We start from the raw sequence: 17,962 nt of genomic DNA on the forward strand, positions 1-17,962 counted from the left end.
TGGCGGGCGGTCCCGGTGGAGTTGGGCCGGGCCGGACGCAATGTGGGGGGGCGTCCGGTGGCCTGAGATTTTGTTGTTATTGAAAGGGCCCCGGCCGTGATGTTTCACTTGACCGGGTACGCGCCGGGATGGGGCCAACGCGCAAGCCGTTGTGAGAGCCGGGCGCGAAGAACGGGTCCGGTTCCTGGATGGTGTCGTGGTCCTTGTGCAGGCCGCGCAGTGCCCAGATGCAGGCGGCCATGAGGCAGCCGAACACCATGGAGAGGGCGGCGACCACGACCATGGCTGCCAGCATCAGCCTGTCCGGATCGATCGATCCGAAGAAATCGCCGGCGGCGCTCATGCCCGGCCGCCCTGCAACGTCAGCCGCTTGGCCTCGTTGTCGCGGTGGATCTGGGCCACGCGGCCATAGGCGGCCTTGGCGGCGCGCAGGTGGTGGTTGGCCTCGGCCAGTTGCGGGTTGGTCTGGTCGCGCACGTCCTTGGGAAAGTCCATGTCGTTCAGTTCCGCCCGCAGCTGTGCCTGGGCCAGCTGGAACATGAGGGATTGCTGCCTGGTCATACCCGCTTCCTTTCGCGCTGGCCGGCCTTGGTTTCCTTGGCAAGCCATTCGCCCGCGCCGGTCAGCTGCAGGCGGGTTGTGCCCTTGCCCGAAACTTCCTGCGCCAGGCCCCGGCGGATAAGCGCTTCGCCGGAATTGAGCTTGTAGGATTTCGCGTGGCCCTTGGGGCTCCAGCAGCCGCGGCCGCGCCAGGCGCAGGAGTTGCCGGCCAGCGCCAGCAGCAGCTCGCGCGCGGACGGTGTCAGGTGCGTGGGAGTGGTAGCTGCTGCCGCGTTGTGCGGCGCGGCCATTGCGGCCTTGATGGCTGTGCGCATCTTCGGGGTCATGACGTCACCCCCAGGCTCTTGTGCAGGGCGGCGCGCTGTTCGGCGACCCGCTGCGGGTGCAGGTCGGCCGGGGTTTCGCCGGCGTTGTCATTGCCGGGAACGGCGCTGACGGCGGCCTGGCTGGTCAGCCAGATGTTGATGGCCCCGCGCGGCCACAGCCAGCCAGCGGCATGCTTGCGCGGCATGGCGTGCTTCTGGTGCAGCTTGAGCCAGGTGCGTTTCAGATTTTCCGGCGTGATGCCCAATACTTCCGCCAGCTCGGCAAGGCCGATCACCAGATCTCTGGTGTTGGTGGCCTGAAGTGTGCTTGGCATGATGCCATTCTCCCGTCGAGTTGGTGACGGGCGCATTGTCACTATAGGTGGCATTTTCTGTCAAGCGAAAATGTTACTATAGGTGACACTTAATTACGGTATCGAAATGAAAAATGTCACGTATTGGTATAAATATTCGTGCTCAAAATCCCTAAAGGTTTGAAAACAAACGAACCGGCAAAATGGGATTATGGCAATATGTGATATTTTCGAGCCGGGACCGGCTGGAAACCCACGTTGTTTTTTTAAGTGCGGGCTGTCGCTGTTCCCACGTGGGTTAATTAAGTGGGCCTTTTCTGAAACCCACGTGGATTTATTAAGTGCGTTCGACCGAAAACCCACACGGGTTTGTTAAGTGCGGGCACCCTGAAAACACACGTGGATTGATTAAGTGCTAGCGGCTGAAAAACCCGTGTGGGTTTCTTAAGTGCGCTCGGAGGGTTCGTCCCTGAAGGCGGACAGGAGCTTTAGCGCCTTGTCTTGCTGGTCTGTCGGAATGTGTTCGAACAGCAGGCTTAGGGAATTGAATTTGTCCTCGGGCGACCGGAGTAAGTCGCTCGGGTGGCAATCCAATACCTTCGCCAGGGCAATCAAGTGATCGATGTTCACACGCTTCGTCCCTGTCTCCAGTTGGGAGAGCAAGGTGCGGGTCATGCCCGCCTCTACCGCAAGCTTCTCTGCGGTGAAGCCGCGCTGTTTCCGCCACTCGAAAATGTAGACGGGATGGCGCGCGTTTTTGTGAGGGTAATCGGTCATTGCGAGACACAGCATACAAACTCTCGCCTGTTGAAAACGTTACTAATGGTGACATTCGCAGTTGATAAACTGTCACCATAGGTAACAAAATGCAAGCCGCAAATCACTCCACGGAGGCCAGCTTGCATGCATCCACTCGAAGAATACCGCAAGAATAACAATCTCACGATGCAGGAGATGTGCGACAGGATCGGGTGCAAACTGAGCCCGTACAAGTCGTGGATCTATGGCTGGAAATTCCCGTCTGCACGAAACCTCCTTCTGATTAAGGAAGCGGTGGACATATCTGCAGACAGGCTCCTGAAGGCATATGAGGAACTTCAGGAGAGCGCTGCATGAGTGCCGCCCTTGCTCCTCTGTCTGACTTCGCAACCGAGGTCACCGTGTCGGATCTGCTGCCGCAAGAGGGCGAGCCGGCCAAGTTCTATAAATCCGTGCTCGACGATGTGAACGGCCAGGCCGGTTATTACGGTTGGAAGGGGGTGACCTTCCGCCGGGTGCGCTACTGCGAGGAGACACGGGTCTTTTCCGTGACCGTGGGGCAGGGCGCTTTGCCGGCAACCCTGCACCTGATGAAAAAGCACATTGCCGAGGCTTCCCAGGCCGCACAAGCGGGGGCGAAGCCGAATGACGGATGAGGTCTGGCAAATCGAACGGCGGCGGCGGCATCTCGGGCTTTCCGCAAACAAACTTGCCGCGCTCGCTGGTGTCAATCAGAGCCATTACTACAGGATCATAAAGCGGGAATATGACCCGCGCCGCGACACTGTCGCCAAGCTCAAGACCGCCCTTGCCCGGTTTGAAAAGGGCGAACCTCCCAAATTTCCCTTGCTGGTCTATCGGCTGTGCCTGGGCTTGGTCTGCCAGGCCGAGGGCGTGCCGGTGGCCGAGGTTCTGGCCTCGGACCCGGGCCGCCGGGCGACCTTCGATCCCGTGTGGAAGCGGGCCGCCGATCTGCGCGGCCGGGCGCTTTACGTGGCCCATGCCTATTGCGGCATTCCCCAGGCGCAGCTGGCGGCCGCCGCCGGCCTGACCAATGCCGCCGTTTCCCTGGCCATGGGCCGGGTCGAAGACGCCTGCGAGCCCGACGACGATCCCCTTTTTCAACTGGTCGAAACAGCCATAGGAGGGCTTTAGGAATGCTGTCGCTAAGCCATATGTCTATGCTTAATTTCGCTAAGCTTTCCTCGTATTTTAGCTTCTCGCTTTACTGCGTGAGACTGTACATAAAAAATACTATCAAGAATACTATCGTATTGATCAAATACTTCTTTTATGCAATTCTTGAAAAGTTCCGGATTTCCCGTCTTATGTATCTTCATTGCATCAAAGAGTGCAAATATCTTCTGTATTCCCTGTGCAATTGGGTAAATCGTCATTCGTTCTTCGAAAATATCTCCGAAATGATCTTCGAAAAAAATGTCTTCTACTTCGTCGAGAAATTTCGAATAATTTTCGGGTATTCTTATTATTTCTCCGTATGTGGCCTCATTTATTTTTTTTGGAAGGTAATCGTTTCTTCGTTGTTGGAAGTAGAATGCAGAATTTTTGTATTTTGTGATGCGATCAAGTCTTTTGTGAAAATTCTCTATCATCGCTATTTCGGCTTGTGTTTGTCCGTCTCTCATCTGACGCAAAGCTATGAACAGTGCAGACAACGCCGAAGTAAAGGCGAGCATAGTGGTGATAAGCGTCAGCCACGCCACCAATGCCGCCCCACGTTCTGTGAACAGCAAGCCTTCCAACTTCAAGAACGAAAAAGTCGCCACAAGGAAAATGCCACCAAACGTGCAAAACGCCGCCGGCGCGATCCAGCTCTTTTCCTCTGCCATTCCATCCCCCAAACGCTTGCCCTGATCCCCAATCTTCAACCCATGGAGGTATTCCATGGATAGGCCGGAAATCAAGCAAGAACGACAAGTGCTGGAAGACCTAACGCCTGCCAACGTGCGTCAGGCGGCCAACACGAACGTCTGTGGGCACAAAGCACAAACAGCTGGCTCTCGGCAGCGCCCAAAGGATCCTCATGTTCATGCTTGGGGTAGGGACGTGATCGCACTGACCGACGCACAGGAAACGGTGGTCTATGCCGCTGGCGTGACGCCTACCACCGTTTCGCTTGCTGCGAACGCAATCGAAAACCTGCGCGATGACGTCCAGGACTATCTTTTTGAAGCTGGCCGAAACAAGCATGGGAAGGCTTTAGGGGCGATTGTTTGGTCAGATAAAACCGACCCGCTCCCTGAGTTCTGTTCGAAGGTCTTTTTCTCGTTTCTCAATTCCGAGACTGAATTCCTTCTCGATATCTTTGAATTGTTCGAACGAAATATCGAATACGTTTCTAAGATTACTCGGAAGTTTTCCAGTTCTCTCAATTGTATCTGCAATAAAGTGGAAATTATTCGATGTATTTTGAATAATGATTCTGTGTCTTATATTATTTTTTTCCATTTCCAAATCGCCGTAATAGTCTTTTGTGTATATATTAACCGCATTGAGATGAGTTGTTTTAGAGTAGTCTTTAAGTTTTTCTGTGATATTTTTTGTATCTATTTTTCCATCTATTACATTTTTTATCGTAGATCCAATGTATCTGGTTTTCAGTATTGTTTCTCTCGCGATTTCAAGTCTTTCAAGGCGATCTTTAATCTCATTCACTATCGAAATATTTTTCTGAGCTTGTCCGTCGCGCATCTGCTTCATGGCAACAAAAAACGCGCTCAAGGCTGCGATGAAGGCAAGTGCTGTTACGACGAGCGTGAGCCATGCTGCCATAGCTGTGCCGCGCTCAGTCAGCATCAGTTCCTGCTGCCGCAAAAACAAGAATATCGCGGCAATAACGACACCGCCGAATGTGCAAAAGATCAGCGGTGCGACCCAGCTTCGATCTTCTTTCATTCTATCCCCCAAACGCATGCACTGATCCAAAGTCTTCAACCCATGGAGGTAGTCCATAGGCATTCTCGAAATCAAGCTGGATCGACAACCATTGGCGGGTTTTGCGCTCGTCAACGTGTACCAGGTCGCCAACACTCTGCATGTCATGGCCGAGAGGTATGGCGCTACTATCGAGACGCAAGGAAGGTTAGCGCCAACGTCGTCAACATAGTGCACAAACAGCTGGCCCTGCGCAGCGCCGACAGGATCCTCATTTTCATGCGTGGGGTGGAGACATGATCACAGTGACCGACAAACAGGAAACGGTGGTCTATGCTGCCTTCAATCTTCTGACCGCGAACCTGCCCAACAAGGTGGTGATCTACGTTCTGGCGGACGTTCTGGCCGAGGCGATCCACGACAACACCAATGACCTGGACGTGGCGCGGATCAAGGCCGACACGCTGAATTTCAAGATCAAGCAACGCCTGCAGACGCTGGCGGAGGAGGGGGGGGGCAATGCTTCGCGTCGTCCTCAAGTTTCATAGCTTTCGTCGAAAGTTCCGTGAGCGTGTTCACGCAGCATTCTGCTATTCGAAGATGTTTGCTCTTCAGTACTACCTGGTAATCCAGAGCCTCATCCAAATCGACCTCTCCTACTTCCACAAATTGTATTGCATTTTTGATGATTATCCGATGTGCTTCCAAGTAAGAAATCAGGTCTTGGATAAAAGCTTTCGAGATGTTTTTCGGAAGTTGGTTGACTTTGCCAAGTGTTGTCCAGTCATCAGTGTTAGCGATCCTGTAGGACAATTCGGCAAGTTCTGTTGTTTCGCTAAGTACCATTTTTGCAATGCTATTTGTGGCATTGAAGTCTGCAGTGAAACTCTTGAGAAAGTCGACAAGAAGTCCAACATCATTTTTGAGACCCATTCTTTGGGCTTCAAGTGCTTGTTGTTGTGCGATGCGGGCCTGTTGGATGGCGTAGATCACCCCGGCAAAGGCCGCAATGAGTGCACAGGTGGTTACGCCAAAAGTCAGCCATGTAACCAAGGCGATACCGCGCTCGGTCAGAAGCAAATCTTCTGCTCTGAGGAAAGTGAAAATCATACCCATGAAAATGGCTCCGAAAGCTGCGGCAGCCACCGGCACAACCCAGTCTCGATCTTTTTCCATCTTTCCCCCTCGTTAGTAGATGTTTCGTGCGCGTTCTCAACCACTGGGAGTAGTGCATGACTGGTCAATATTTCAAGACTGACCGAAGCGATCGCGCCGAAGTCGAGCTGGTCAAGCAGTTGCTGTGTGACAGGCTGGAGGATGTCTGCCGCTGGCTGGTGCCGGACGGCCGGCGCAACGGCCGGACCTGGAACTGCAGCAACCCGGTGAAGGACAAGCCCGGCCAGACGGCGGAAATGCATGTCTATTTCACCGGGGCGGTCGGTTCCTGGAAGTGCTACCGCTCCGGCGACAAGGGCGATGTGCTGGGCCTGGTCGAATACATCCACGGGTGTGACTTCCGCCAGGCGATGGCGATGGCAAAGGATTTTGTCGGCCTGCAGCGGATGAGTGCGGACGAACGCCGGGAGAGTCAGCGCCGCGCCGTGCAGCGCCAGGCGCAGGAGGATGACAAGGCCAAGGCCAAGGAAGCGAAAAAGCGCAAGGACGCGGAAAAGCTGTTCCTGTCCGGTGCGCTCTATGGGGCCGGCAGCCCGGCCGAGATCCACGCCCGGCGGTTCGACATCGAGATACGCGGGATCGATCTGGACGGGATCACCGCCCTGGACAAAACAACCTTCCGCTATCTGCCCGACGTTGAATACTGGACGCTGGCCGAGTGGACACGCGACCCGAAAGGCTTTTTCCGCAAGGTGAAGGACGGGCCGCGCTTTCCGGCCATTGTCAGCGCCATGCGCTGGTGGAACGGTATCTTTGCCGACCACCATGTGACCTTCCTGGATCCGCTCAAGCCGCATAAGGCGCAGCTGCCGCTGGACAGCAAGGGCCGGCCGCGTTCCAGCCGGCTGATGAAATGCCCGAACAAGGGCGCCGTGATGCGGATTTCCCACGGGCCGGAAGGCAAGCCGCCGGAGCACTCGACCGAACCGCACCCGCTGATCCTCGGCGAAGGCCGCGAAACCTGCCTGCACCTGGCGCGCGGCATCCCCCAGGCGCGTGTCTGGGCGTGCGGGTCCATCAACGGCATCGGCGATGCGCCGGTGAATTTCCCGTTCGTCTCCTGCGTGATCATCGCCGGCGAAAACGACTGGAACAATCCGCAGGCGGAAGCGCAGCTGCGCAACGCGATCACCAAGCTTGAGGCCCACGGCAAGCCTCTGGACCTGATGCTGTCGCATGTCGGCAGCGATTTTGCCGATCTCGGAAAGGGTTACTGACGTGGCGAGGAAGGAAGATGCAAAACAGAAAGATCAAGACCTGCGGCAAGAAACGGCCGCAGCCGGGGAAGGTGAGGGCGGCGAGGCGAGTGAAGCAGCGCCCGAGCCCTTGACCCAGGACCTCTCCGTATGGGCCGGTTTTCGGGCGCAGCGTTCGGCGGCCCGTGCTCTGGCGGATGACCAGGACGCGCCGTGCCTGACCCTGCAACAATGCGCCTCAGTCAGCTTCCTGGTGCGCAAGAGCCCGGCCTGTCCGGCGGCCGCCATGCTGAAGCACCTGGAGCTGGTGCGCGATCCGTTCGATGGCGAAAAGCTTCTGGCGCTGTTCCTGGTGGAAACCTTCCGCAGTGTGCTGTTGCAGGCCAACCACTACCAGTCGGCCCTAGAGGCGGCCGCAGCTCCGGCGCCGGAACGCCGGCGGCGCAAGGTGGCGCTGGACGAAACCACGCTTGAGCTGGCGGATGAACCCTTCGCCCTGACAGAAGTGGCCCGGAAACTTACAGGCCGCTGATCCCGTTCGCCCCGGACTGTCGGCCGGGGTGTCCCCTGGCTGCGGTTTCATCAAACGCCGCAGCTTCCTTGCCGGGCCCTTGTATTTCGTGCCCGGCTTTTTTTGACTTCGGAATTGGGAATGGCACGGAAGACGCAAACGGGGATCGCCGCGATCCAGGCACATTTCAAGGATGCGCAGCGGCGGCTAGAGGAACGGGCGAGCTTCGCGGATCCCGATCCGAATGTTGAACGCAACGGGATCCGCCCAGGCAAGTGGATGGGCGCCCCCTGGGACAACATGCCTCCGGACTGCCCGGTGAAGGTGCTGGGCCACGACGGCAACACGATCTTCATTGTCAGTGCCACGGGGCAGCTGCACGCGGTGGAAGCCGAGAAATGCACGCTCGGCACGCTGGCGAGCCTCTTTGCCCCTTATGTGAATTACCTCTACTGGGCCTGGCCCGCCTTCAAGAAAATCAAGACGGAAGACGACGACGGCAACGAAATCACCGTGCATATCGTTGATCGTGTCGAACGCGACAAGGCGATGATCTGCCTGGTGAACGAAGGCAAGCGGCGCGGCCTGTTTGATCCGGAGCGGGCTGTGCGCGGTCGAGGCGGCTGGCTGGCAGAAAATGGCCGATACGTTTGGAACTCCGGCGAATATCTCTGGATGGTGGACGACAAGGGCGAGCTGCAGGCGGCCGAGCCGGGCGAGCTTGGCGGTTATCTTTACACCCGCGCGCCGGACGTGGACCGACCCTGGGAAAGCCCGGTGGCGGCAGAGGAAAGCCCGGCGGTCGAGATCCTGCAGACGCTGAGGACCTGGAACTGGGAGCGGCCGTATCTGGATCCGGTTCTGTTCCTGGGCTGGCTGATCTGCGCCTATATGGGCGGTGCGCTGGCCTGGCGCCCGGCGATCTTCACGACGGGCGGCGCAGGTGTCGGCAAATCGACGTTGCACAAGATCACCCAGGCAATCCTGAATAGATCGCTGTTCGCCCTAGTCGATACCACAGCGGCCGGCATCTACCAGCATGTGAAACAGGACAGCCTGGCAGTGACCGTCGATGAGCTGGAGGCAAAGAAAGGCTCGTCCAAGGCGATGGCCGTCATCGAGCTGGCACGCTTGGCGTCCTCGGGCGGGCGCATGTCGCGCGGTGGGGCAAACCATGAAGGAACCACCTTCCAGGCGCGCAACTGCTTCATGTTCTCGGCGATCATCCCCCCGCCCATGGGCGTCCAGGACAAGACCCGCATGGCAATCCTGAACCTGAAGAAGCTGGAGCGCAAACAGGGCAAGGAACCTGTCGTGCACGACACAGATGGGCGGATGATCCTGCGCCAGATTATGGATGGGTGGACCGAATTCGGGCAGCGGATCCTGCCGGACTGGAAAACGACACTGCACATGGCAGGCTGCGATGCCCGCGCCATGGATACCTACGGCACCTTGCTGGCAGCAGCCGAATTGGTGGTTGGCCAGGATGCGTTGGAAGAGATCGGCCTTGAAGTGAGTGACCAGGAACGCCTGGCCAATCACCTGCGCGCTGCCCTGGCGAGCGAATTCACCGAACAGGTCGAGAAGTGGCAGGAGTGCCTGGAGCACCTTCTGGCCGCTCCGCTCGATGCGCATCGAAACGGCGAGCGGCTGACCGTTGGCGGCGTGCTACTGGAATTCGAAAAGGGCACCGGCGGGCTGTTCGATATCAACGGCGCGCGCGAACGCCTGGCGCTGGTCGGCCTCGGCCTGCTGCCGGCAGCAAGCGCGGGCGTCGGTCCGTTCCTGGCTGTTCCAACCGGCAAACACCCGGCCTTGAACAAGGTGTTCCAGGAAAGCGATTTTTATGAAGGCGGATGGTCAACTGCGTTGAAACAAGCCCCTGAGGACCTGGTGCTGCGCGGCGGCCAGGCCAAGACCGTGAAGATCCAGCGCAGCCCGAAACACTGCCTGCTGGGCGTATGACAGGAAGGTTGGAAAGGGAGACTAACGGATTGGTAATTTACAACCTTTGATTTTATGTAATATTCGCTTCTTGGAAGCCAATCCATCCATTGAGGAATTGAAATGAATATTTTTCGACGATCTCTGAATTATCTGGCAGTATTAATTAGTATATTTATCGCTCTTTTTATTTCTTTGTCGATATTTGGCGATTTTATTCCTCTAGAAATAAAGATTCTCTTAGAAAATATCGACTATAAGAGGATTTACTCCGGATTTATTCTTTTTTCTTTCGTTGGTATAATATTATTAATGTTTGGATTAATTTTATCATACTTAAATCGTGGTGATCTGGTCGGACCTCTTTTCCAGATGCCATCCGAGAGGCGAAAAGATGGCTTGTATTATTTGAGTAATGAAATAGAGAGAATTTCCACAAGATTAAATCAAATAGATGTTTCGAACTTGGACTATTTTATTGATAAGTCTAAAGATGAAGTTGTAAGTGGTTCTTTTGATCAACTGAAAAAAATGTTTTGGCAGGAATATGAGATAAAGAATGATTTCGCTATTAAAGACTACGTGGCGAGTTTATTTGACGAATTCAAGAGAAGGTTAGGGGGCGAAGTGAGGAGAATTTCTCGTCAAGGAAATTTAAATTTGACTATTGGAATTATGATTGCTGTTATAGGAATGTTTTTTCTTGGTTATTTTGTATTTGAACTTAGAGATTTATTGAAATCTCCTAATTCAGATACGATAAACACGATAACATCAAGAGATGTATTTTTGCATGTTTCGAAATTTTCTTTCGTTGTAGTTGTGGAGATTTTCGCATATTTCTTTCTGGGGTTGTATAGAAATAGTCTAAGTGAAATTAAGTATCTGCAAAATGAGCTGACAAATGTAGAATCTAGAGAGATCGCTGTATTAATAAGTCTTGCCACCGTTGATCAAGATGGAATTTCTAGGTCTATTTCTTCTCTATTGGGCACGGAGAGAAATTTTATCTTGAAGAAGGGGCAGACGACGGTTGATATTGAGAAAATTAAGTTGGAGAACTCTCTCTGGGAGGCTTTGGCGGAGACGGCGGGTTCGACTGGATCTGCAATTTTCGGCAAAAAAACTGCTAAAGCGGAATGAGTACTCTTCATTGTCGTTTTGCATACAGCGTATTCGCTGCAAGAGCGTTGTCGGCGCTAACTCTCTGAAATTTCGAATGGCAGATATTTGTTCCAATCGAGATTCTCGTTTGACATTGTTACAAACGTACGGGGTGGAGATATCATTGACGCAAATAGTCGACCGATCCGGCAAGGCGGCCGAGGCCGCGCTTGGGTCCACGTCCCGGACTTCTTGCGAACATTCGACGCTTGCCAATCTGATGTTTGATGGCTGCTTGACGGAGCGGGGCTACATTCGGAAGTAGCTTGGTGCTCGTCCAGTTCCTTTCGGTTCGTCAATCCATACCACTCGGACGACCCGCTGAGTATCGGATAGTCCGGCCGCTTTTCGACACAGGAGACGCGCCGCAGCGGCTGCACCTGAAGCGATGGTGTGTAGGAAGGTCGGGGATAGTTTCGCTGTCCCGAAACCGGTCAAAGTCGATAACGGTCATTTGCTGGCACTTCAGACAATGCACCTGAATGCGGCGGCAGTTTTCCTTCGCAAAGGCAATCGTGACAGAAACGAGGACGTCAGCCCGGTCACCGCTTGGCGGCCAGGCCCGGCTTTGAATGCTCGGGCCAGTCCTTCAGCCGATATCCGTCTAGGTAGGCGCGCAGAGGGCGCTCCGTCGCAAAGTTAGCGTAAGTGGGAATTTGAAGGGAACGCAACGCTGGTAGAGGCAAAAGGCCCTGACTGACCAGGGCTTTTTGGTCCTTCGTTGTACCGAGCCTCCTCAGGGAGGCTTCCTTCTGCGCTCACCAATTCCAAGGAAGAATTTGTTTTGGATCTTGTATTATTTTCTTGGCATCTCCGCCAATGCCAACACTATCCAAAACGTCGTCCCTGGCTTTTGGGACGACTGCTGTCGGTCCCCCTAACGGCCTTCCATTCATGATTTCGGAGACATCCACATATGTGAATTGAGGTGGGAGAAACTCAGAGAGCCCTGCAGTGTAAATTGAAACGACCACATTCGCCATTTGCTGCATTGGGACATATCTTTGCGTGCATTGAAACCTCATTTGCTCTACTGCTCGAAATGCTCGATCCCGTGCTCTCAGGTGAAGAAGAATCAGTGCATGTATTTCGTCTGGTGGAAGGTTCAAACTTTGCACGTTGGCTATCCGAAAAGCAGTGTCTCGGGCAATCCCCATGCCGATTTGATTTGCTTGCCTATCGCAAACACCTGCACCTTGAGCGCTGGCTAGACTTGGTGAAAATAAACACAGCAATCCTGCTAAGCAGGCGATATGTACTACTCTCATTTTAGCCTCCTCTAGCACTTCCTTTGAAAAGTGAGGCACTTCCAGGGATCTCTCGCAATGTTTGCAATTGTTCCGCTGTCGCCCCTAAGGATGTCTTCCCGGAACTTGGGGACGAGCGCGTTTGGTCCCCCTAGTGGGTATCCGGCGAGAAGTTCGGAGACGTCCACATGCGTCATTCTTGTGGCCAGGATTGTGGACAAGCCGCCAGTGTAAACCGCAACGACTGAATCCATCATGTCTTGAAGGGGCTTGAATTCCGCAGTGCAAGCTTGTTTTTGAGTCTCAACTGCAGCGAGAGCCCTCTCTCTGTTTCGATTGAAAAGCAGTGTTAGTGCGTCTTTCTCATCTTGCGGTAACGACGGATCAATCGAGTCGACCCAGCTATTTGCGTCTTCGTTTACTTTTGTAGCAATCTCCTCAGCTGCTCTATTGCAGACACCAGCGCCTTGGGCAAGCACTGCTGTTGTAGATAGAAGTGAAAATATGATCGCGGCACTTGATAATTTGATGTATTTCATAACTAAATCCCCCTTATTACGTAAAGGAAAGTTACCCTATATCAATTTAAAGTTGTTATCAATGACAAGTTAACGAGCGCTCAGGTGGTTTTTCTAATTCGTTGAAAAACAGAATTTATTTTTGACCTCGTGCACCCGCGCCCTCTTTCCCGGCCAGCAAATCCCTTGGAATTTGGCCACCGCACTTAATGTCTTTTCCCGCGCCCGGTTGGCTCTAAGCGGGGTCCGCGCCGGTTAGGCTAAGTGCGGCGAAGACCTGCGGATCGCAGGCCTTCTGCCTTTCCGTGTGGGGAGGCAGTGCGGCGCGAACACTTAATGACAGGGGGAGCGTGTGAGGCTGTGATTTGCCGCCAATTGGTCCGCCTGGGTCGGTGACGGTTAGAACTGGTTAGAAGCGGTTGGAATGGCTTCTAACCTGAAAATATAAATCAAAACAATGAGGTAGGGAATGTGGTTAGCCGGTTGGACCGGTAAGGTAAGTGTTTCGTACACGCGCGCGCATACATGCAGGAAGATCTAACCATCTAACTTCTAACCCGTAGATTTATATTCCTGATTTCATTGAATTTTCTCGGTTAGGTTGCGGTTGGAAACGCCTATTTCAGTCGTCCGAGTTCTAAACGAATAAACAAATGGGGATCAAATCAGCGATGGCTGACGAAGACCGGAATGAGACTATTCCAGGGGCACACCGGCGCGCGGATCTGGAGCCGGAGCCGGAGAAATCCGCCAAGATCGGCGACCAGGCCGCCGTTGCCCAGACTGCCCTGGATGACCTGGCCCGGCAGAGCCAGCCGGAGGAGGCCGAACCGCCTTCTGATCTGTTCGAGGACGAACCGTCGTTGTTCTCCGGCCCGGTCGCGCATGTCGCGGAGACTTTCGAGAAAGCTCAAGGGCGCGGGAGGCCTAAAGGCTCCAGAAATAAGAGAAATCAGCTCTTCAGGGATACGCTGCTGCGAATGGGGTACCGGCACCCGGGCCTGAACCTGGCAGACCTGGCGAACGCTGATCCGCACAAGCTGGCCAGCGAACTGTCGCAGCCGTACACGGTCAAGGCCGGGCCGCGCGCGGGTGAGCTGGTCGAGGCGAGCTGCACGCCTGCCGAGGCGCTCGAGCTGATCCGCAAGGCGAACGTCGAGCTGATGCCGTACTTCGAAAGCAAGCGGCCGACCGAGGAAGTCCAGCGGACAGAGAACCTGCATTACCTGGTCATCGACAACGGCGGGTTTGCGGCCGGGCAGGGCGGCGATGACGGCATGATGTCGATTACCGGCACGGTTCGGGAAAACCCAGACAAATCAGATACTTAGATTTTCGGGTGCCGTAAGACTGGCTGAGCGAAGTCTCACGAAAACACCAAGTCATTGAATTAACTAACGTTTTACGTGCTGAGCAACTGATTGGAAATCAGTGGTGCAGGTCAAGGCAGTTTCCAGCTCCGGCCTTTTTGGTCGCCGGAACCGCCAGCCTGGTCGCGATCATGGGGGGGGGGGGCCTCGGTCCTGGTCGAGCCGCCCAGATCCCGGCCTTCAAAACTCAAATCCGCACCCCTCCCCGGGGGGGGGTGCCGCCTCACACACACGGCCATTTCTGTTCTGTCCGACCCTCCCGAGCACTGAAGCGGTTTGTGGCGGGGCCATCCTAAGGCTCGGGAACGCGGGTGCGGGGTGCGCGGCGCGGGTACAGGGAGCCGGGAATGGGTGATAAACCCGCGATTGATTTTCAGCGCTACAAGCCGCCGGGGCCGGTAGGGGCTTCATTCCTCAATTCGCTCGGTCCGATTGACACGATCATGGGGCCGGCGGGCTCCGGGAAAACCGTGGCGTCGGTGTACAAGGGGCCGAAGCTGGCGGCGGAATATCTGCCGGTCTGCAAGGACGGCTGGGTGCGCGTGCGTATTGCCTGCATCCGCGACACTTACCGCGATTTCGCGCGAACGGCGCTGGATAGCTGGCATGACGCGTTTCCCAAAAATCACCCGTTTACGGTGCATTACGAGGGCGGCCAGGATCGTCCGGTAAAGCATCGGCTGCAATGGGCGGCGCGCCGGCCTGGTGTTGGTGAGGTCAAGATTGATTTCGAAATGCAGACCGGTGCCATTGGCGATGAGAACATAGAAAAATTCATCAAGGGCTACCAGGTTTCGGCCGCCTGGCTGAACGAGTGCGACATGCTGAACGAGCGTGTGCCGTCGCTGATGCTGCAGCGTACCGGCAGATATCCATCGGTCGACATGATCGCGCCATCCGAGCTCGAGCGGGTTTCGAAGGACGGGCAGCGGGCTTTTGAGCTGATGGGGCTGACCTGGGACCCTGGTGAAATCATCCTGCCGCGCATGGTCTGGTGCGACTGCAATCCGCCGGATCTCGGCAATTGGGTCTACCGTTATCACATCAAGGAAAAGAAACCCGGCTTCAACTTCTTCTGGCAACCTGGCGGCCTGACCGCTGAGGCAGAAAACCGGGTCGGCAAGCCGCGCTCCTCCTATGAGCTGGAGCTGGCAACCCAGACCGAATACGACACGCAGCGTCTGGTCCATAGTCAGTTCGGCTATGCTCTTGACGGCAAACCGGTTTATACCGAATTCAACCTGCGACGGCACCGTGCGAGCGGGCCGCTTTCCCCGCGTCAGGCCCTACCGATCGCCATCGGCCTCGATGCCGGTGGCTGCCCGGCCGCCGTCATCGTGCAGTTTCTGCCCAATGGTCAGCTGCTGATCCTGCGGGAGATCTGCGCGCAGCCCGGTACCGGGGCGGCCAGGTTCTCGGAAATGATCCTCGAAGTCCTGCTGAAGGATTTCGCAGGCTTCCCGATCAGCGAAGCCTGGGCGGATCCGTCTGCCTTCTGGGGGGCTGACAGGCAAAACAATGAACTGAGCTTCATGGAAACGGTCGCCCGGGCGCTAACGCTCAACATCATGCCGGCCCCGTCCAATGAACCCTCGATCCGCCATGACGCGGTGCGCTGGTATCTCGGTGCGCCGATTGACGGCAACACCGAGCGCATGCAGATCGACCCGGGCAATGACATGATCATTGGCGGTTTCGCGGCCCACTACAAGCTGACGAAACAGGCAAGCGCCGGCGAAACAGACGTTCTGGCGGTCAAGAAAAACATGTACTCGCACCCGCATGACGCCCTGCAGTATGTCTGCCCGACTTCCTACGACGATTGCCTTACGTTGGCGCCACCGACCAGGTATGCCCGCAAGGTCATCATCCGGATGCGCTCGGATGCCGAGTCGGCCGCGATCTACGCTGGCAATGACCTTTTGTGCGTCGGCTACCTCTTTCCCCTGGGGAGCGATGAATACGAGTGCTGTTTTGCCGTCGATCCGAAGGCCCGGCCGCACATGCGCCGCATCATGCGGATCGCGCACTTAACCTTGAACCGGGTCGCCAACACTAACCGTATCGTGTCGGCCCGCGTCCGCCCGGGGCACAAGCCCGGGGAGAGAATGGCGCGGCTGACCGGCTTCGTGCCGGATCCCGACACGCCCGGAAAATGGCTTTTTAGCGGGAGAATGCAAGATGGCACCCTTGATCGGTGGCGGCAAGAAGGGCAACACGGGGACGGCGACGGAAGACGCCCGCAGGAGCCGGGAAGCAAACAGGATTGCCCAGGAACGCCAGCTCCAGCAGGAGAGCGAGGCGGATCGGCAAGCGAGTGCCTCGACACGTCGGAAAGCTCCGAAAGGCCGGCGTCTGTTTGAGGATGCCGGCCAGACACTGGGTGACGCTACATGAGTGCGCCATTCGGGATGCCGCTTTCCCGCCTCCAGCAGCGCTCGAAAGAGGCCTGGAACGACCGGGGTGGCTGGACGGCACTTTATGATGAGGCCTATCGATGGGCTGTGCCAATGCGTCGACCGGGTGGTTCCGGATCGGTCGCCCTGCAGCTGGATCATCTCTATGACATGACAGCGCCAACCAGCGCCATGCATTTTGCCGGCAATCTGCAGCGCGATCTTTTCCCGTCGGGACAGCCGACATTTTCCATTCAGGCCGGGCCGGTGACGGCCGCCGCCCTCCGCAAGGAAGAAACCAAATCTTACAACCGGGTTCTGGAGCGGCAATCGAAGCTTTTGCACCCGTTCTTCCTGGCCGGGGATTTCGATACGGCTATCCACGAAACCTGCATCGATCTGTCTGTTGGGACTGGGGCGATATTGCCGTTGAAGGGGACACCTGACCGGCCGCTGATGTTCGCCGCGATCCCCTTCGATCAGGTGGCAATAACCGTCGATCATGTCGGCCAGCCGCTGCTTGTCTCCTGGAAACAGCAGATGACCTATGACCAGGTCCGCGAGCAATTCCAACACGGCAAGTTTGAGAAAAGCTTCATCGACAAGCACCGGAACACGCCGAACACGAAACTGACAGTTGTCCAGGATTTCTTCAGGGATCCGCGCGGCTGGCAATATGGCTGGCATTTTGTCGCCTATGTCGAGGGCGAAGACAGCCTTATCGATCACGAGGCCTATCGCACGCAGCCAATCGCCGTACCGCGGTACTATCGCGTGCCTGGAGAAGCCTACGGCCGCGTCGTCGTGCTGACGGCGTTGCCGTCGATCCGCACGGTCAACAAGGCGCAGGAAATCGCCCTGAAAGCGGCGGCCATTCAGATGCTCGGCATTTGGGGCTATCGCGCCGGCGGCACCTTCAACCCGGATACGGTCCGGATCGCGCCTGGCGAAATGTGGTCCATGCAATCGACCGGTGGCATGCTGGGTCCTGACGTGCAGCGCCTGGACACGGCGACCGGCCGCCAGGACGTGGCCCGTATGCTGATCGGCAATTACCAGGACCAGATCCGCGAAGCGATGCTGGACACGCGGTTGCCCGACTACCAGGGCACGCCCAGGGCCGCCAGCGAGATCACGGCGCGGCTCCGGCAGAAAGCCGATATCCATATCGGCGCTTTCGGCCGCCTGGTGCGCGAGATCATGCCTGTCATCGTGCCGCGTTCCATCGAGATCCTGCACGGCTTCGGCGTCATGAGCCAGGTGCCGATGCAGCTTGACCAGCTTCTGCACACGATTGAAGTGCAGTCGCCGATGGCGGCCGCGCTCAACGCGGACCGTCTGGCTTCCATCGCCAATTACATCGAGTTCGTCGGCGCTATCGCTGGTCCCGAACGGGTCGAGCTTTACGCCAACCTGGATGAAATCATGGATCGGGTCGCGAGCGGCCTGCAAATCGACAAGGAACTGATCCCCGACGAACAGCAGCGCGCCGACATAGAGAAGAAAATCGAGAACCGCAAAATGGCGCAGGTCATCGAGCTGTTTGGCCAGCGGATGGCGGAAAAAGCACCCGATATGATTGCCTAGCAGGCGCAGCAACAGG

The 17,962-nt window shown here is 56.1% G+C and carries 21 protein-coding genes; 12 read left to right on the forward strand and 9 right to left on the reverse strand.

Features of this window, described 5'->3' with window-relative positions; genetic code table 11:
• Nucleotides 1-76: 76 nt before the first annotated feature.
• From FIV03_RS15365 to FIV03_RS15385, 5 genes are all read right to left on the reverse strand, one after another.
• Nucleotides 77-343, reverse strand: a complete 267-nt coding sequence (locus FIV03_RS15365; protein WP_152510159.1) for a hypothetical protein — start codon at nt 341-343, stop codon at nt 77-79.
• The gene (locus FIV03_RS15370) at nt 340-561 is read right to left on the reverse strand and encodes a hypothetical protein (RefSeq protein WP_152510160.1); all 222 of its coding nucleotides are present in this window, start codon (nt 559-561) and stop codon (nt 340-342) included. Before FIV03_RS15370 ends, FIV03_RS15365 begins: the two co-directional genes overlap by 4 nt.
• Complete coding sequence (locus tag FIV03_RS15375) at nt 558-887, reverse strand: hypothetical protein (protein ID WP_152510161.1); 330 nt, start codon at nt 885-887, stop codon at nt 558-560. The genes FIV03_RS15370 and FIV03_RS15375 overlap by 4 nt, the downstream gene beginning before the upstream one ends.
• Entirely contained in the window at nt 884-1,201 is a 318-nt protein-coding gene (locus FIV03_RS15380) for a hypothetical protein (protein WP_152510162.1), read from the reverse strand. Before FIV03_RS15380 ends, FIV03_RS15375 begins: the two co-directional genes overlap by 4 nt.
• Before the next feature lie 423 nt (nt 1,202-1,624).
• A complete protein-coding gene (locus tag FIV03_RS15385; protein ID WP_173013862.1) occupies nt 1,625-1,957 on the reverse strand; it encodes a helix-turn-helix transcriptional regulator in 333 nt (110 codons plus the stop codon).
• A 126-nt stretch (nt 1,958-2,083) separates the two neighbouring features.
• On the opposite strand from FIV03_RS15385, the gene FIV03_RS15390 reads away from it, so the two are divergent.
• Genes FIV03_RS15390 through FIV03_RS15400 form a run of 3 tightly spaced genes read left to right on the forward strand, consistent with a single transcriptional unit; the run spans nt 2,084 to nt 3,094 of the window.
• Nucleotides 2,084-2,296, forward strand: a complete 213-nt coding sequence (locus FIV03_RS15390; protein WP_152510164.1) for a helix-turn-helix transcriptional regulator — start codon at nt 2,084-2,086, stop codon at nt 2,294-2,296.
• Nucleotides 2,293-2,595 (forward strand): hypothetical protein, encoded by a 303-nt coding sequence (locus FIV03_RS15395; RefSeq protein WP_152510165.1) that lies wholly within the window; start codon nt 2,293-2,295, stop codon nt 2,593-2,595. Before FIV03_RS15390 ends, FIV03_RS15395 begins: the two co-directional genes overlap by 4 nt.
• Nucleotides 2,585-3,094 (forward strand): helix-turn-helix transcriptional regulator, encoded by a 510-nt coding sequence (locus FIV03_RS15400; protein WP_152510166.1) that lies wholly within the window; start codon nt 2,585-2,587, stop codon nt 3,092-3,094. Before FIV03_RS15395 ends, FIV03_RS15400 begins: the two co-directional genes overlap by 11 nt.
• An 11-nt stretch (nt 3,095-3,105) precedes the next feature.
• On the opposite strand, the gene FIV03_RS15405 is transcribed toward FIV03_RS15400, so the two are convergent.
• Nucleotides 3,106-3,789: a hypothetical protein gene (locus FIV03_RS15405; RefSeq protein WP_152510167.1), complete on the reverse strand. Its 684-nt coding sequence runs from the start codon at nt 3,787-3,789 to the stop codon at nt 3,106-3,108.
• A 55-nt stretch (nt 3,790-3,844) separates the two neighbouring features.
• Here FIV03_RS15405 and FIV03_RS15410 point away from each other — a divergent pair, with 55 nt between their 5' ends.
• Nucleotides 3,845-5,134, forward strand: coding sequence for a hypothetical protein (locus tag FIV03_RS15410; RefSeq protein WP_152510168.1), 1,290 nt, complete (start codon nt 3,845-3,847; stop codon nt 5,132-5,134).
• A 5-nt stretch (nt 5,135-5,139) separates the two neighbouring features.
• Nucleotides 5,140-5,382, forward strand: coding sequence for a hypothetical protein (locus FIV03_RS15415; RefSeq protein ID WP_152510169.1), 243 nt, complete (start codon nt 5,140-5,142; stop codon nt 5,380-5,382).
• Here FIV03_RS15415 and FIV03_RS15420 read toward each other — a convergent pair.
• A complete protein-coding gene (locus FIV03_RS15420; RefSeq protein ID WP_152510170.1) occupies nt 5,312-6,010 on the reverse strand; it encodes a hypothetical protein in 699 nt (232 codons plus the stop codon). The two genes, FIV03_RS15415 and FIV03_RS15420, sit on opposite strands and share 71 nt — an antisense overlap.
• Before the next feature lie 56 nt (nt 6,011-6,066).
• On the opposite strand from FIV03_RS15420, the gene FIV03_RS15425 reads away from it, so the two are divergent.
• The 4 genes from FIV03_RS15425 (at nt 6,067) to FIV03_RS15440 (ending at nt 10,807) form a co-directional block, all read left to right on the forward strand.
• Nucleotides 6,067-7,227 carry a toprim domain-containing protein gene (locus FIV03_RS15425; RefSeq protein ID WP_152510171.1) on the forward strand — a complete coding sequence of 387 codons (1,161 nt, stop codon included), beginning with the start codon at nt 6,067-6,069 and terminating at the stop codon, nt 7,225-7,227.
• Nucleotide 7,228: 1 nt separating this feature from the next.
• Nucleotides 7,229-7,738, forward strand: a complete 510-nt coding sequence (locus tag FIV03_RS15430) for a hypothetical protein (protein ID WP_152510172.1) — start codon at nt 7,229-7,231, stop codon at nt 7,736-7,738.
• A gap of 120 nt (nt 7,739-7,858) precedes the next feature.
• Nucleotides 7,859-9,685, forward strand: coding sequence for a hypothetical protein (locus tag FIV03_RS15435; protein ID WP_152510173.1), 1,827 nt, complete (start codon nt 7,859-7,861; stop codon nt 9,683-9,685).
• A 102-nt stretch (nt 9,686-9,787) separates the two neighbouring features.
• A complete protein-coding gene (locus tag FIV03_RS15440; RefSeq protein WP_152510174.1) occupies nt 9,788-10,807 on the forward strand; it encodes a hypothetical protein in 1,020 nt (339 codons plus the stop codon).
• A 779-nt stretch (nt 10,808-11,586) separates the two neighbouring features.
• On the opposite strand, the gene FIV03_RS15445 is transcribed toward FIV03_RS15440, so the two are convergent.
• Nucleotides 11,587-12,096: a hypothetical protein gene (locus tag FIV03_RS15445; protein WP_152510175.1), complete on the reverse strand. Its 510-nt coding sequence runs from the start codon at nt 12,094-12,096 to the stop codon at nt 11,587-11,589.
• Nucleotides 12,097-12,107: 11 nt separating this feature from the next.
• The gene (locus FIV03_RS15450; RefSeq protein WP_152510176.1) at nt 12,108-12,614 is read right to left on the reverse strand and encodes a hypothetical protein; all 507 of its coding nucleotides are present in this window, start codon (nt 12,612-12,614) and stop codon (nt 12,108-12,110) included.
• Between the two features lie 632 nt (nt 12,615-13,246).
• Between FIV03_RS15450 and FIV03_RS15455 the strand changes: the two genes are divergently transcribed.
• From FIV03_RS15455 to FIV03_RS15465, 3 genes are all read left to right on the forward strand, one after another.
• On the forward strand, nt 13,247-13,924 hold the full coding sequence (locus FIV03_RS15455; protein WP_152510177.1) for a hypothetical protein: 678 nt from the start codon (nt 13,247-13,249) through the stop codon (nt 13,922-13,924).
• Between the two features lie 386 nt (nt 13,925-14,310).
• Nucleotides 14,311-16,326, forward strand: coding sequence for a hypothetical protein (locus FIV03_RS15460; RefSeq protein ID WP_152510178.1), 2,016 nt, complete (start codon nt 14,311-14,313; stop codon nt 16,324-16,326).
• Between the two features lie 30 nt (nt 16,327-16,356).
• Nucleotides 16,357-17,946: a portal protein gene (locus tag FIV03_RS15465; RefSeq protein ID WP_152510179.1), complete on the forward strand. Its 1,590-nt coding sequence runs from the start codon at nt 16,357-16,359 to the stop codon at nt 17,944-17,946.
• The last annotated feature ends 16 nt before the right edge of the window (nt 17,947-17,962 follow it).

The sequence above is a fragment of the Labrenzia sp. THAF187b genome (assembly GCF_009363375.1).
Classification (GTDB): Bacteria; Pseudomonadota; Alphaproteobacteria; order Rhizobiales; family Stappiaceae; genus Roseibium; species Roseibium algicola.